This is a genomic window from Caballeronia fortuita, from assembly GCF_001544835.2.
Taxonomy (GTDB): Bacteria; Pseudomonadota; Gammaproteobacteria; order Burkholderiales; family Burkholderiaceae; genus Caballeronia; species Caballeronia fortuita.
The window spans coordinates 162,294-177,001 of the sequence record NZ_FCNX02000009.1; the positions used below are offsets into that span (position 1 = coordinate 162,294).

General features: G+C 65.6%; 12 protein-coding genes. 5 read left to right on the forward strand and 7 right to left on the reverse strand.

Annotation, left to right across the window (positions count from 1 at the left end; all coding sequences use genetic code 11):
• Position 1 precedes the first annotated feature (1 nt).
• The 4 genes from AWB77_RS18655 to AWB77_RS18670 are packed head-to-tail and all read right to left on the reverse strand — an operon-like array spanning position 2 to position 4,725.
• The gene (locus tag AWB77_RS18655) at positions 2-1,381 is read right to left on the reverse strand and encodes a CoA transferase (protein ID WP_061135931.1); all 1,380 of its coding nucleotides are present in this window, start codon (positions 1,379-1,381) and stop codon (positions 2-4) included.
• 49 nt (positions 1,382-1,430) lie between these two features.
• On the reverse strand, positions 1,431-2,432 hold the full coding sequence (gene pdxA, locus AWB77_RS18660; protein WP_061135932.1) for a 4-hydroxythreonine-4-phosphate dehydrogenase PdxA: 1,002 nt from the start codon (positions 2,430-2,432) through the stop codon (positions 1,431-1,433).
• A 35-nt stretch (positions 2,433-2,467) separates the two neighbouring features.
• Positions 2,468-3,730: a four-carbon acid sugar kinase family protein gene (locus tag AWB77_RS18665; RefSeq protein WP_061135933.1), complete on the reverse strand. Its 1,263-nt coding sequence runs from the start codon at positions 3,728-3,730 to the stop codon at positions 2,468-2,470.
• On the reverse strand, positions 3,727-4,725 hold the full coding sequence (locus AWB77_RS18670) for a 2-keto-3-deoxygluconate permease (protein ID WP_061135934.1): 999 nt from the start codon (positions 4,723-4,725) through the stop codon (positions 3,727-3,729). Before AWB77_RS18670 ends, AWB77_RS18665 begins: the two co-directional genes overlap by 4 nt.
• A 254-nt stretch (positions 4,726-4,979) precedes the next feature.
• On the opposite strand from AWB77_RS18670, the gene AWB77_RS18675 reads away from it, so the two are divergent.
• Positions 4,980-5,759 (forward strand): DeoR/GlpR family DNA-binding transcription regulator, encoded by a 780-nt coding sequence (locus AWB77_RS18675; RefSeq protein ID WP_061135935.1) that lies wholly within the window; start codon positions 4,980-4,982, stop codon positions 5,757-5,759.
• Positions 5,760-5,777: 18 nt separating this feature from the next.
• Here the strand turns inward: AWB77_RS18675 and AWB77_RS18680 are convergent, their stop codons facing one another.
• Both AWB77_RS18680 and AWB77_RS18685 read right to left on the reverse strand, forming a co-directional pair.
• On the reverse strand, positions 5,778-8,285 hold the full coding sequence (locus AWB77_RS18680) for a hybrid sensor histidine kinase/response regulator (RefSeq protein WP_061135936.1): 2,508 nt from the start codon (positions 8,283-8,285) through the stop codon (positions 5,778-5,780).
• Between the two features lie 305 nt (positions 8,286-8,590).
• A complete protein-coding gene (locus tag AWB77_RS18685; RefSeq protein ID WP_061136069.1) occupies positions 8,591-9,469 on the reverse strand; it encodes an SDR family oxidoreductase in 879 nt (292 codons plus the stop codon).
• 105 nt (positions 9,470-9,574) lie between these two features.
• Between AWB77_RS18685 and AWB77_RS18690 the strand changes: the two genes are divergently transcribed.
• Positions 9,575-10,429, forward strand: a complete 855-nt coding sequence (locus AWB77_RS18690; RefSeq protein WP_061135937.1) for a LysR family transcriptional regulator — start codon at positions 9,575-9,577, stop codon at positions 10,427-10,429.
• Between the two features lie 23 nt (positions 10,430-10,452).
• Here the strand turns inward: AWB77_RS18690 and AWB77_RS18695 are convergent, their stop codons facing one another.
• Positions 10,453-11,790 carry an aminotransferase-like domain-containing protein gene (locus AWB77_RS18695; RefSeq protein ID WP_061135938.1) on the reverse strand — a complete coding sequence of 446 codons (1,338 nt, stop codon included), beginning with the start codon at positions 11,788-11,790 and terminating at the stop codon, positions 10,453-10,455.
• 99 nt (positions 11,791-11,889) lie between these two features.
• Here AWB77_RS18695 and AWB77_RS18700 point away from each other — a divergent pair, with 99 nt between their 5' ends.
• The 3 genes from AWB77_RS18700 to mtnK all read left to right on the forward strand — a co-directional run bounded on the left by AWB77_RS18700 (position 11,890) and on the right by mtnK (position 14,700).
• Positions 11,890-12,504, forward strand: a complete 615-nt coding sequence (locus tag AWB77_RS18700) for a DJ-1/PfpI family protein (RefSeq protein ID WP_061136070.1) — start codon at positions 11,890-11,892, stop codon at positions 12,502-12,504.
• 197 nt (positions 12,505-12,701) lie between these two features.
• Entirely contained in the window at positions 12,702-13,397 is a 696-nt protein-coding gene (locus AWB77_RS18705) for a GntR family transcriptional regulator (RefSeq protein WP_244158572.1), read from the forward strand.
• 37 nt (positions 13,398-13,434) lie between these two features.
• On the forward strand, positions 13,435-14,700 hold the full coding sequence (mtnK, locus tag AWB77_RS18710; protein WP_061135940.1) for an S-methyl-5-thioribose kinase: 1,266 nt from the start codon (positions 13,435-13,437) through the stop codon (positions 14,698-14,700).
• Positions 14,701-14,708: the final 8 nt, after the last annotated feature.

The following is a 14,708-nucleotide window of genomic DNA, read 5'->3' on the forward strand; positions in this document are numbered from 1 at the left end:
CTCACCACCGCGCCTCCGCCGTCCCCGGCATCGCCGATTCGCGCACATAGCCCGCCGGCGTCCGCGCGAGTTGCGCGCTCGGCCGCACCGCCATCAAATCGCCGAATCCCGATTCATACCGCTCGATGAACGGCGCGAAATCCGGCTTCGCGATGCGCGTCCCGCCATCGATGCGCCCGAGCCCGCGCAGCCAATGCCCCGTCTGCGCGAGCGACACCTCCACATGCCAGCTTCCGCCTTCGCGCTGCTGCTTCCACAATGCCGCCGCCGCGCCGAACGCCATCAGAAAGCCGCTCGCCATGTCGAGCATCTGCATCGGCAAAGGTCGCGGCTTGCTTTCGCCCGCAGCTTCGGCTTCGGCGGCGTTGAAGCCCATCGCGGTCTGCACTAGCGAATCGAAACCGCGCCGTTCGGCCCACGGCCCTTTGGTGCCATAGGCGCTCAGCGACGTATAAACGATCCCCGGCCGACGCCGCGCCACCGCATCCGGCCCGAATCCGAGCGACGCGATTCCGCCCGGCCGATAACCCTGCGCAAACACATGCGCCTCGTCGATCAGACGCCAGAGCGCCTCGCGATCCGCCGCCGCGCGAAGATCGAGCAGCGCCGAGCGCTTGCCGCGGCTCGTATCCGCGATGGCCGGAATGTTCGGCAGATGCGGCCCGTTGACGAGCATCACGTCCGCGCCGAACGCGGCGAGCGCGCGTCCGCCGACCGGCCCCGCGAGGATGCGCGTGAAATCGAGCACGCGAATGCCGTCGAGCGGACGCGCGTCGTCGGGCAAGGCAGGCAGCTTCAGCAAAGGCGCATCGCCGATGCGCGTGATCGTCATCAACGGCTGCGCGGCAATGGCTTGCGCCTGCGGCGTCGCATCCCATTCGTCGAAGGTGCGCAGCATCGTCACGACGAGTGCGCGCTGTGCCGCCGCGTTCTCGTAATCGCTCGCGCGCCACGCGAGCAACGCGCGTTCGGCGTCCTCGCGCGTCGCGGTGCGCGGATCGAGCCCGAGCAGCCGCAGCGCGCCATCCTGATGATGCTCGAAGTTGGCGTGGATGCGCACGTAGCCATCGGCGCATCGATAGAGACCGGAGAAGCGTCCCCATGTCTCCGGCTCCTTGCCATCGACGGTGAACGCGCCCGTGCATTCGACCGCCGCATGCGTCATGTCGACCGACACGCGCTGCCGCTTCCCGCCGCGCAGCGCGCCGAGTTCGCACGCCGCGAGCGCCGCCGCGCCGATGGTCGCCTGCGCCGCCGTGCCGAGCGCGAAACTCGATGGGAAAACCGGATCGCGGCCCGGAAGGTCGATGAAAGAAAGCGCATCGTCGGGCAGGCCGGCGATGCGCCATAGGCTGCGCAGCGTATCGAGAGAAGAGATCATGCCGGGCGCTCCTGCTTCGTGTGGAGCGCCCATTATCACGCCATCAGCGTCACTGACGCCGCGTCGCGAGTTCCGCGCCCTGACGCAGCGCTTCGAGCATGCTGCCTTCATCGGCGATGCCCTTGCCGGCGATATCGAACGCCGTGCCGTGATCGACCGACGTGCGGATCACCTCCAGCCCGACCGTCACGTTCACGCCCGCTTCGAGCCCGAGCACCTTCACGGGACCGTGACCCTGATCGTGATACATCGCGACGACGAGATCGAAGTCGCCACGCCCCGCGCGATAGAAGAGCGTGTCAGCGGGCAACGGGCCGGTCACGTCCAGCCCGCGTTCCTGCAGGCGCTTCACGGCGGGGATGATCTTCTCCTCTTCCTCGCCATAACCGAACAGACCGTTTTCGCCCGCATGCGGATTGATGCCGCACACGCTGATGCGCGGCTTCGCGATCCCCGCCTTCACGAGCGTCGCGTTGCCGCGTTCGATCGTGCGCTCGACGAGACCCGGCTCGATCTTGCGGATCGCATCGATGATGCCGATATGCGTCGTCACGTGAATCACGCGCAATTGCGGCGCGACGAGCATCATCGACACTTCGTCGACGCCCGTCAGATGCGCGAGCATTTCCGTGTGGCCCGGAAACTTGTGGCCGCCCGCGTGCAACGCTTCCTTGTTGAGCGGCGCGGTGCAGATCGCGTCGATCTGCTTTGCCTGCGCCAGTTCGACGGCGCGCGCGATGTACCGATACGCCGCATCGCCCGCGACGGCGGACAGTTCGCCGAAGGGCAGATCGTCGGGAATCAGGTTCAGATCGATGCAGTCGATCGTGCCCGGCTCGTAACGCGCCTCGGTCGCGTCCGCGATGCGGCGCACGGTCGCCTTGCCGCCGACGATGTCGATCGCGCGCTCCAGCCGGCGCGCATCGCCGATCACGAGCGGACGGCATTGCTCGTACACCGCGTCGTGCGCGAGGCTCTTGACGACGACTTCCGGACCGACGCCGCTCGCGTCGCCCATCGTGATGCCGATTACGGGTAGATAGTTGCTCATGATGTTCGTCTGATGATGTCTGTGTTCAACGCGCTTTAACGCGCGATGGGAATGTCCGCGCCGCGCAGATGCAGCCAGGCGCCGAGCAGCGCGTGCTCGCTGCCGAACGCGCCGGCCTTGGTGACGATCGACGGGCCCTTGCCGTTCGCCGGACGCCCGAGCGCGACGCCCGCTTCGATTTCGCTGACGAGTTCGAGGCTGCCGACCTTCGCGGCGGCGAGCATCGCGCGCGCCGTTTCGCCGCCGGTCGCAATGAGTCCGCCGAGCGCATCGAAGTGCGGCGCGACGAGCGCGGCGAGCGCGTTCGACAACAGCGCGCCTTCGGCGGGATCGAACGCGTCGTCGCGGCCGATGCGCAGGATCGCGTCTTCCTTGCCGCGCACCGCGTCACCGATACGCACGCTCCACGCCTGCCATTGCGGATGCCGCGCGCCGTCGCGCAACACGGCGGGCGGCACGATCATTTCGCCGATGCCCGCTTCGGCGCAGAGCATCGCGCATTGACGCTCGGAGATCGCGGAAAGACTGCCGACGAGCGCGAGAATCGGGCCTTGCGCCGGTTCGATGGCGCGTGCCGGTCGCGCGGCCGCATCGGCGTCGAAGAGATCGGGCAGCGCGGCCAGTTCGCGTGCGAGCCCGCCTGAGCCGACCCAGAAGAACGGCGCATCGACCGATGCGCTCACGCGGGCGAGCGTGGCGAGATCGTCGCGCGTTTCGCCATCGACGATGATCGCGTCGATGCCGTTGCCCGATGCCGCCGCCGACACGACCATCGCGGCGACATCCCCGGGCGCGGCGCGGAACGCATCGAGCGAAACATGCGCGACGCGCAGGCCTACTGCGTCCAGCAAGTCGCGCAGTCCGGCGTGCTGCCCGGCGTGTTCGAGCTGCCACGTTTCGGTGTCGTCGAGCGGCACGCCGCGCACGAACACGCGGCCATCGCGCACGGTACGGCCCGTCGCGGGGAACGCCGGCGTGACGATCGCCGGGCCCGCGACGCGCGTCAGCGCCGCGACTTCGGCGGCCCAGTTGCCGCGCAAGGTCGAATCGATCTTCTTGTAGAGACGCCGGCCGGGCGCGCGCAGCGTGCGCCACGTATCGGCCGTGCGGCGCGCGGCGTCGGCGGGCGAGAGGCGGCGCGTGTCGGTGTCGGCGGCGATGACGCTCGCCTGCGCATCCGATACATCCGATGCGCCTGCATCGAGCGACACGACCGTCTTGCGGCCCGCCGCCGCGAACGCGATGGCGCAGTCGGCGGCGCCCGACAGATCGTCGGCGACGATCAGCAAGCTCTTCATTGCGTGGCCTCCCGCGTCTTCGCGTTGGAACGCGCATCGGCGCGCGCGTTCACGCGTTTGGCGATCGATGCGGTCAATATCGGCGACACGATCGCCGTCACGACGACGCACGCCGCGACGAGCAGCGTCGCCGACCTGGCCGCTTCGGCATACACCGGATTCGCCGCCGCGATCAGCGCCGGAACGGCCGCCGCGTTGCCTGCGGTGTTGGCCGCCGCCGCGCCGGCGACGCCCGTGCCGCCGGTCAGACGATCCGCGAAATAAAGCGGAATGCCCGTCACGATAACGACCGCGAAGCCAAGACCGATGCCGAGCAGACCGGCTTGCCACACCTTGTGCAGATCGAGGCTCGCACCGAGCGCCAGCGCGAAGAACGGGATCATCACCGGCACGGCGCGGCCGAGGAACTCGCGCATTTCGCGGTCGAGATTGCCGAGCAGCATGCCGACGGCGAGCGGCAGGATGCTGCCGACGAGCGTCGGCCACGGAAACGCCGACAAACCCGCGACGCCGAGCGTGACCATCGTCAGGAACGGACCGGATTCGAGCGACATGATCGTGTACGCGCCGACGTCTTCCGAGCGGCCGTACTGGCCCATCAGCGCCATGTAGAGGCCGCCGTTGGTATCGTTCATCGCGGCGACGACGGCGAGCGTCGAGATGCCCGCGAACACGCCCGAGGTGATCGGCTGCTCGCCGAGGAAATGCCCGAGCACGATGCCCGCGACGATCGCCGTACCGACCTTCGTCGCGAAGAGCGCGCCGCCTTTCTTGAGCAGATACGGCGTAGCTTTTACGTCGATGCTCGCGCCCATGCACACATAAAACACCGCGAGAATCGGCAGCGCGCCGGTGAAGAGCGCGTTCGTGAACGAGCCGAAAAACTTCGGCATGCCCGGCGCGAACGTCGCGATCAGCGAGCCGATCAGCAGCGGGACGATCATCATCCCGCCGGGAACGCGCTCGACGGCGCGCTTGATATGAATCTGAGCCATGGTGTCTCCGCAGTGGTTTCTGGCCGAATCGATCATAAAGTGATTGAATCGATCAATTTCGAGTGTAGTCCTCGGCCGGGTTTTGCGCAAACCGCTAAGCATTAGTGTTTACACTGACCGCGCCAATCATTTTTGCTCACTAAATGAGCGAATCGATCAAAATGACGGCTTAGCTTTGCAACGAAGTGCGAGCATTCGACGCACCCGCGCGGTTCGCTACACTGTGCGTCGCCGCCGGTCAGAAAAGGAACAGGATGAAAGTCGAAAAACGCCGCGAAGCCATGTTGAAGGCCGTGCTGTCCGGCATGAACGATGTCGCCGCGCTGTGCGAGCACTTCGGCATGTCGGAAGCGACCGTGCGCCGCGACCTGCGCGCGCTCGCGGACGAACGGCGCATCGTGCGCACCTATGGCGGCGCGGCGTCGGTGGGCATGCACGAGCCGGAAGAATCGCTCGACACACGCCGCGAGAGCTTTCGCGAGCAGAAGGAAGCGATCGCGCGCGCGGCGGCGCGGCACGTTCAGGACGGCGACACCATCTTTCTCGACGGCGGCACGACCACCGCCGCGCTCGCGCGCTGCCTCGCCGGGCGCACGGAGATCCACGTCGTGACGAACAATCTGCTCGCGGTGAATCTGCTTGCGTCGGCGGATGTGCGCGTGACGCTGATCGGCGGCGATGTGCGGCCTTCGAGCATGAGCACGCTCGGGCCCATCGCGCAGGTGGCGCTGACGCGCATCACGTTCGACAAGGCGTTTCTCGGCGCGGACGGCGTCGTCGCGGGCCGCGGCCTGTGCGAAGCGACGGCGGAGCAGGCGTTCCTGAAGGAATGCATCGCGGGCCAGGCGGCCGCCGTATTCGTGCTGGTCACGTCGAACAAGCTCGAGCGCGCGAACCAGCAGCACTGGACGCCGCTCGAGCGCGACTGGACGCTCGTCACCGATGCGCTCGCCGAAGCGCCGATGCTCGCGCGCTTCGAGGAACGAGGCAATGTGACGGTGGAGACGGCGGAGGTTACGTCGAAGGAAGCGTAACCCGTGCGCCGCAGCCTCTCAGACGCGCGCCGCCAGCGCCAGCACGCGCTCTAGTTCCGGGAGATCGACCGGCTTGACGAGATGCGCATCGAAGCCGGCGGCGCGCGTGCGTGCCATGTCCTCGTCGGAACCGAGGCCGGTCATCGCGGCGACGATCACGCGCTTGCCCGGACGATCGCCGTCCCCGCGCATACGCCGGATCACGTCGAAACCCGTCATGCCGGGCATCGACAGATCGAGCAGCACGACCTGCGGCCGCGCCGCCTCGAACGATTCGAGCGCGCCCGGACCGTCGTAGGCGGCGCGCGCGTTGTGACCGAGCATGTCGACGAGCAGCGTCATGCTGTCGGCGGAATCGCGGTTGTCGTCGACGACGAGCACGTCGAGCTGACGGCTTGCGAGCGCGGCCGGCGTGGCGCCCGACGGCGTGCCGCGCGCGGGCGGCTCCGCGATCGGCAGCCAAAGCGAAAACACGCTGCCGCGCCCCGCGCCGCCGCTTTTCGCCTCGACATGCCCGCCGTGCAATTCCGCGATCGCGCGCACGAGCGTAAGACCGATGCCGAGCCCGCCTTCGTCGGCGTGCGCGCCCGGCGGATGCTCCTGCACGAAAAGATCGAAGACCGTGCCGAGGGCTTCGGCGGAAATGCCGCGGCCTTCGTCGATTACGCGCACCATCACCGTGCCGCCGCGCGGGCCGACTTCGAGCGTGATCGTCGACGCGGGCGGGCTGAACTTCGACGCGTTGTTGAGCAGGTTGTTGAGCGCCTGGACGAGCCGCGTCGGATCGCCGTTGACGAAGAGCGGCTGGCCGCTCTCTTTCACGTCGATGCGCTGCGCGCGCTCGTCGAAGAGCGGCTGGCTCCCCTCGACGCTCAGGTGCACGACATCGGCGATATCGACGATTCCGGTCGTGAGGCGAATCTTCCCCGAGCTCACGCGTCCGGCTTCGAGCAGATCGTCGACGAGCTTGGTCAGATGCGCAAGCTGACGATCGACGATCTGGCGGCTGCGGATCACGTCGGCATCGTCGGACGATTTCAGCTTGAGAATGCTCACCGCGTTGCGGATCGGCGCGAGCGGATTGCGCAGTTCGTGGCCGAGCAGCGCGAGAAACTCGTTCATGCGCCGGCTCGACGCTTCCAGTTCTTCGAGACGCCGCCGCGCGGTCATGTCGCGCGTGATCTTGACGAAGCCCTGCTCGCCGCCGTTGTTGTTCGGCAGCGCACTCAGCATGACGTGCGCCCAGAACTCCGAGCCGTCCTTGCGCACGTGCCAGTCCTCGTGCTCGATGCGGCCGCGCCGCGCAGCGAGCGCGAGGTCGTCGGCGGGGCGGTCGCGGCCGTGTTCGTCGGACGTGTAAAAGAGCGCGAAATGCCGGCCGATCGCCTCGGAGGCTGTGAAGCCGTAGATCGCGCGCGCGCCGCTGTTCCACGAGCGCACATGGCCGTTCTGGTCGAGCATGCAGATCGCGTAGTCGCTCACGGAATCGATCAGCAGGCGCAGCCTTTCGTTCGCCTCGTTGGCGACGTGCCGGTCGGTGATGTCGTGCACGAAGCACGCGAACTGGCGCTGGCCTTCGTACCAGACTTCGCTGATCGTCAGTTCGGCGGCGAATTCGCTGCCGTCGCGGCGCAGCGCGGGCAGCTCGACGCGCCGGTTGATCATGCGCGCCTCGCCGGTCGCGAGATAGCGCGTGAGACCCTTGCGATGCGCGTCCCGAAAGCGTTCGGGCACGATAAACAGCGCAAGCTCGCGGCCTGTCACCTCGTGCTGCTTCCAGCCGAACAGCGCGCACGCGGCCTCGTTCCCATCGACGACCATGCCCGCTTCGTCCATCGACACGAACGCGACGTGCGCGTTGTCGAGCACGGTCTGACGGCGGCGCATGGCATCGGCGAGCTTCTTTTCGTATTCGATGCGCAGCGACGACTCGACCGAGAGATCGGCGGCGACGGTGGCGTTTTCGCGCATCAACTTGCGATTTTCCTGCGCGATGTCCTCGCGCGCGATGGTCTCCGCGATGCACGCGCAAAACGCGTTGAGAATGCTGATGTCCGACTGTCCGAAATAGTCGGTCTCGCCCGAAATGAGCTTGAGCACGGCCGCCGAGCGGCCTTCGTAGACGACGGGCGCGACGACCATCGATACGGCGCCGACCGCCTCGCACGCGGCACGGTCGACGCGATGATCCGTCGCCGTGTTGCGGCAGATGAGCGCCTGCTGGCGCGTGATGCACAGACCCGACAGGCTGCCGGCGGTGGGCAGCCGCACGCCGATGTGAACCGCCGCCGTGCCGCTCGCCGCGCGATAGACGAGCTCGTCGCCCTCGATCCATTCGACGACCGCGGAGGCGACGCCCGCGACTTCTCTCAGTGTGTCGGTGACTTTTTGCAGATAGGCGTCGAGCGGAAGCCGCGAATGGGCGAGGCTGGCGAACGTCGCGAACCATCGCTGAAAGTGCGCCTGGCGCTTATGTTCGGCAGTGATTTTATTTTCCGGTATCGATGCCTCATATTGAGTCCGCATGAGCCATTTCCATTCGATGGATCGCGATGGTGAATCGCGGAGGTATCGTGATAAGTCTGATAATTACTTAAGTCGAAGCATAAATATAGCGGCAAACGTTTGCGGCTATGAGAAATTTCGCGTCAGGGGCTTTTTAGGCGGGCTTAAAGGACTGGCGGGAAGGGATTGCGCGGGGAGTATGAATTTCATGTCGAAAGCCGGGCGCGGTAATTTCGGCTTATTTTAGCGCCCGGCATCCGGCTATTCTGACTTGCGATTTTATTTCGTTATACGGAGAGATTGCGCGGATTCGGTTTATGGGCGGATTATGACGTCGCCCATTCGCGGGCGGATTCGGCGGCGAAATCGCGATACGTGCGCGGCGGACGGCCGAGCAGCGACGTCAGTTTCTCTATTTCCTCTCGCGACGCAACCGCGCCGTCCTCCTGATAACGCTGCATCATGAGGCGCATGTCGTAGGCGAGCCATTCGGGGCCGGCGTTTTTCATGCGCGCTTCGAGCGCGTCGAGATCGTCGCCGCCGTAGTTGATTTCGCGCTTCAACGCGTCGCGCCAGATTGCCGTGATGCTTTCGGCCGTGAGCGCATCGGGGCCGACGAGCGCGTAGGCTTCTCGCGGCAAGGGCGCGTCGCTGCGTTCACGGCGCAGCAGCTCGCGCGCGGCGGCATCGCCGATATCGCGCGTATCGACCATCGAAATGCCCTTTGCGCCGATCGGCATGCCGTACACGCCGTGATGCATCAGCGCGTCTTTCATGCGGCTGTCGTTCTGCATGAAGTAAGCGGGGCGCAGGATCGTCGCGGGCAGATCGCAGTGTTCGATCATGCGCTCGACCGTGTGCTTGCTGGTGAAATGGGGCACGTCCGTGTAGGCATCGCCCTTGAATACGGACAGATACACGATGCCCTTAACGCCCGCCTCACGCGCGATGCTCAGCGCCTGGAGGGCTTGCGTCAGCTCGTCAGCGGCGTTCGGCGCGAGCAGGAAGAGCGTGTCGATGCCCTTCATCGTCTCGCGCAGCGCGCCGATCTCGCCCAGTTCGCCCTGCACGGGCGTCACGTCCGCCGGAAACTTCGCGCGTTCGGGCGAACGCGTGAGCGCGCGCACGGCCGCGCCGCTGTCCTTCAGATGGTCGAGAACCTGCGTGCCGATGACGCCGGTGCTGCCCGTCACGAGAATAGTCATGTCGATCTCCTTGGATACGTTGGGAACAGTCGTTACGATAGGCGTTCCGTCTTCGAGCCGATAGACCATGATTCGGGACGGTTCGTCTCACGAACGGAACGAAACATGGATCTCACTGCACTCGCCGATTTCAACGCCGTCGCGTTACATGGCGGTTTCGGGCCCGCTGCGCGCCGGACGGGCCGTCCGAAGGCTTCTCTTTCGAGGCGCGTGGCGGAACTGGAGCAAAGTCTGGGCGTGCGGCTCATCGAGCGCGGCTCGCGCACGCTGCGCCTGACCGACGAAGGCCGCGCGCTCCACGAGAGCACGCGCGGCCTGCTCGCCGAAATCGACGATGCGGGCGCCGCGATCCGTTCGCGCGCACCGGTGCCGAGCGGACGCCTGCGCGTGAGTGCGCCGATCGTGTTTGCGCATGTCGTGCTGCCGCGCGTGGCGTCGCGCTTCGCTGCGGCGTATCCGCAGGTCGAACTGGAGATTGTTGCCGAGGATCGTGTCATGGACCCGGTGCAGGACGGCTACGACCTCGTGATCCGCATCGATCCGGACGCCGATGAACTGCTGATCGGACGCCGCATCGCGACGGACCGGCGCGTGCTGGTCGCGCCGCGCGGTTTCGTGTTCGACGAAGACGCAACGTCCTTGCCCGCTGTCGTGCTGGCGCGCGCGGCGAGCGTGCCGTGGAAGATTCTGGGCGACGATGGCCGCGAGCGCACGATCACGCCGGATCCGGTGCTGCGGTTATCGTCGTTGCTGATGGCGCGCGAGGCGGTGCTTGAGGGCGCGGGTGCATCGTTGCTGCCGGGGCTGCTCGTCGAACCGGATGTCGCGGCGGGGCGGCTTGCAAAGCTCGGCGTCGATGCGGGGCCGGCGGTGGAAATCTGGGCGCTTTATAGCTCGCGGCGGTTGTTGGGCGCGAAGGTGAGGGTGTTTCTGGAGATGTTGGGGGGTGGGTCGCGGTGATCGGCGTTGCAGGGGACGCCGCTTCAATACGCCCACTTCCCCACCACCTCCGCAACCCGCCCCAACGCCGCCCTCAACGTCCCCGCATCCACCGATCCCAACGCCAGCCGCAACGCATGCGGCGCCTGTGCCGTGGTGCAGAACGGCTCGGCCGTCGATACCGATACACGCGCGTCCAGCAACGCCGACGCGACGCGGTCCGCGCGCACGTCCTCGGGCATCGGCAGCCACACGAAGTACGACGACGGATGCGCCACGCGCTTCAAACGCCCCAACGCCTTCGAAGCAATCGCCTGCCGCATCGACGCATCCGCGCGTTTCTGCGCTTCGAGCCGCTCGACCGTGCCGTCCTCGAGCCAGCCGCACGCGATCGCCGTCATCACGCCGGGCGTGTTCCACGTCGTCACTCTGATCGCGCGCTCGATCTTCGGCACCCACTCTGGCGGCGCGACGACATAACCGACGCGCAAGCCCGTCGCCACGTTCTTCGAAAAGCCCGACACATACACCGTGCGCTCGGGCGCGATGGCGGCGAGCGGCGGCGGCGCATCCTCGGCGAGGAAGGCATAGGCGGCATCCTCGATGATGACGAGCCCACGCTTGCGCGCAATCGATGCCAACTGCCTGCCACGCGTCGCCGTCATCACCCAGCCGAGCGGATTGTGCAGCGTCGGCATCGTGTAGATGGCGCGCACGCGCCGGCGCTTGCATAACGCTTCGAGCGCGTCGGGATCGGGACCGGTGCCCGACGCCGGCAAGGGCGCGAGTTCGATCCGATGCGCTTCTGCCAACAGCTTGAAGCCCGGATACGTCAGCGTATCGACCGCGATCACATCGCCGGGCTTGAGCAGCGCCATCACCGTTGTCGCAAGTCCATGCTGCGCGCCATCGACGATGAGCACGCGATCCGCCTCCACGTCGAGCCCGCGCCGCGCGAGATGACGCGCGACCGTCGCGCGATCGCGTGCGCGCCCGCCGTGCGGCTGATAACGCAACAGCGCTTCCAGATCGCCCGTCGACGACAACTGACGCAGCGCATTGCGCAGCATCTCGGCCTGACCGGGGAGCGCAGGATAGTTGAAGTTCAGATCGACGATGTCCGCGGCGATCGCAACCTGATCGATGCCGAGTTCGCGCGCGAGCGTCGTCTCCTTCACGAAGGTGCCGCGCCCGGTTTCGCCGCTGACGAGACCCATCGCGTTGAGCTCCGCATAGACGCGCGTCGCCGTCACGATCCCGAGTCCTTCTTTCGCGGCCAGTTCGCGATGCGTCGGCAGCCGCGTGCCCGCCTTGAGACGGCCAGAACGAATCTCGTCGACGAACCGATCGACAATCTGTTTGTAACGCGGCGGTTTCGGCATGATCGCGGGTTGAAGATGTATCCATGACAATCATTTGATTGTATTCGTATCGCGCCGTACCATGCACGCACGCAATCCATGCGTCGAAAAGAGGACATCATGCATATCGCCATTCTCACGTTCGAAGGCTTCAACGAACTCGATTCGCTGATCGCGCTCGGCATTCTCAATCGCGTGAAGAAGCCGGGCTGGAAGGTGTCGATCGCGTGTCCATCGAATGAAGTGCGTTCGATGAACGGTCTCGTTCTGAAAGCGCAAGCCACGCTCGAAGACGCCGCGAACGCCGATGCCGTGATCGTCGGCAGCGGCAGGCTCACGCGCGATGTCGTCGCGGACGCTGCATTGATGGCGCGCATCAGGCTCGATCCCGCGCGTCAGTTGCTCGCCGCGCAATGCTCGGGCACGCTCATCCTCGCGAAGCTCGGCCTGCTTCGAGACGTGCCCGCCTGCACCGATCTGACGACGAAGCCGTGGGTCGAAGAAGCTGGCGTGCGCACGCTGGATCAACCGTTCGTCGCGAATGGCAATGTCGCGACGGCGGGCGGATGTCTTGCGTCGCAGTATCTGGCCGCGTGGGTGATCGCGCGGCTCGAAGGCATCGACGCGGCGCGCGGCGCGATGCATTACGTGGCGCCCGTCGGCGAAAAAAGCGAATACGTGGAACGCGCGATGAAAAATATCGCGCCGTACATCGACTTTGCTACGCACGTCTGAGCCGCATGAATCGTGCGGTGCAAACCCTGCCGTCATGGGCGATACACGCTCCGTCATGCTGCACATGCGCAAAGAAAACCGCTTGTTCAAAGCATTAAACGCTTCGGGAAAGTCCTTACAGAAACATCAGACGTCTGATGTATATTTCAGGGACCGTCATCCGAGAGGACCTCATGCGCCTGAGCGTCGAGCGATCGATGAGCGACAAGATTCAGGAGTCGCTCCTCACCATGATTCGCGAGCGCAAGCTCAAGCCCGGCGATCAGATTCCCACTGAAATAGAGCTTTGCGAGCTGCTCGGCGTCGGCCGGTCCAGCTTGCGTGAAGCGGTCGCGCAGATGATCTCGCATGGCCTGTTGTCGCGTCAGCAGGGCAAGGGCACCTTCATCAGACAAATTTCGCTGAAGCTGCATGGCGGGCTCGATGATCTGATGTCGGTGACGGACATGATTCGCAGCGTGGGCGCGGTGCCGTCGACGAGCCGCATACGCACGGAGACCGTCGCGGCATCGGAGAGTCTCGCGGAAAAGCTCGCCATCGCACCGGGCGATCCCTGCGTGCGCATCGAGCGCGTGCGGCGAGCGGACGACGCCATCGCCGCGTATTGCATCGACACGGTCCCGAAGCGCGTGTTCGATGCCGCCGAGGGCGACATGGGCGAGTCGCTCTTTGGCATGTTCGAGCGCACCGGGCGGCGGCTGTCGCATACGCATACGTCGATACAGCCGACCATTCTCACGCCGCGCGATCTGCCTGAACTCGGGGATGGCTTCGGTCTCTTTTTGCTGCTGGACGAAGTGGATTTCGATCAGAGCGGCGAGCCGTTCTGCTATAGCAACGACTACTACAACACGAGCATCTTCAAGTTCGATCTGGTGCGCAAGCGTCGCTGAGCGAGGCGCGCGCCGGGCATCATCGGAGGAGACACCGATGGAGTTTGAAGCTTTCACCGCGCAGGAACTTGCCGCCTATCTCGGCGGCGTGCCCGACGTGCGTGCGCTGCTGGGCGACCCCGGCGATCTCGAAGTCGCGGAAGTCGGCGACGGCAATCTGAACTACGTGTACTTCGTGAAGAATGCGAAGACGCCGGGGCGCAGCGTCGTCGTGAAGCAGGCGCCGCCGTTTTTGCGGCTCGTCGGCAAGACGTGGCCGCTCTCGTGTCAGCGCATGGAGCACGAAGTGGCCGCGCTGCGCCGCTTCGGCGCACTGTGTCCGCAGCATGTGCCGAAGGTTTATCACGCAGACAGCAAGCGCTTCCTGATGGTGATGCAGCATCTCGCGTCGCATCGCATTTTGCGGCAAGGCTTGATGGATGGCGTGACTTACCCGCGTCTTGCGGATCATCTGTCGACGTATCTCGCGAACACGCTCTTTCACGGCTCCGATCTCTTTCTCGCACCCGACATCAAGAAGCAGGCCGCGAGCGCCGCCGTCAACGCGGAGCTATGCAAGATCACCGAAGACCTCGTCTTCACGTTTCCGTTCGAGGATCATCCGTCGAACGTGTACAGCCCCGCGCTGCCGGAAGACGCGATCGAACGCCTGAGAACGCACGAGCCGTTGCGCATCGCGGCGGCGGACATGAAATGGGCGTTCATGAATCACGCCGAGACCTTGCTGCACGGCGATCTGCATACCGGCTCGATCATGGTCGATGAAGAAGAGACCTTCGTCATCGATCCCGAGTTCGCGTTCTATGGTCCGATGGGCTTCGACATCGGCGCATTGCTCGCGAATCTGCTGCTCGCCTACTTTTCGCGCGACTGGCACGGCCGTATCGACGGACATGATCCTGGCCCGTATCAGGAATGGCTGCTCGAACAGATGATGCGCATCTGGAGCGGCTTCAGCGCGCGCTTCATCGAACTGTGGCGCGACCATGAAAGCCGCAGCAAGCGGCGCTTCATCGGCGCCGATGCCGACAGCCGCGCGCTCGGCGCGTATCGCACGCATTTCATGCGGCGTCTCTTTGCCGATACGCTCGGATTCGCCGGCTGCAAGATGATCCGCCGCATCGTCGGCATGGCGAAGGTCGCGGAAATCACGCGCATTCCTGATGCAGAAGCGCGCGCGCGTATCGAAGTGCGTTGTCTGCGCTGTGCGGAAGCGTTGCTCGTCGGGCGCGCTTCGCTCGGCGATATCGAACAGGTCGCGATGCTTGCGCGTGAAATGCAGCGCGACGCCGCGACGATGTGACAGGAGAC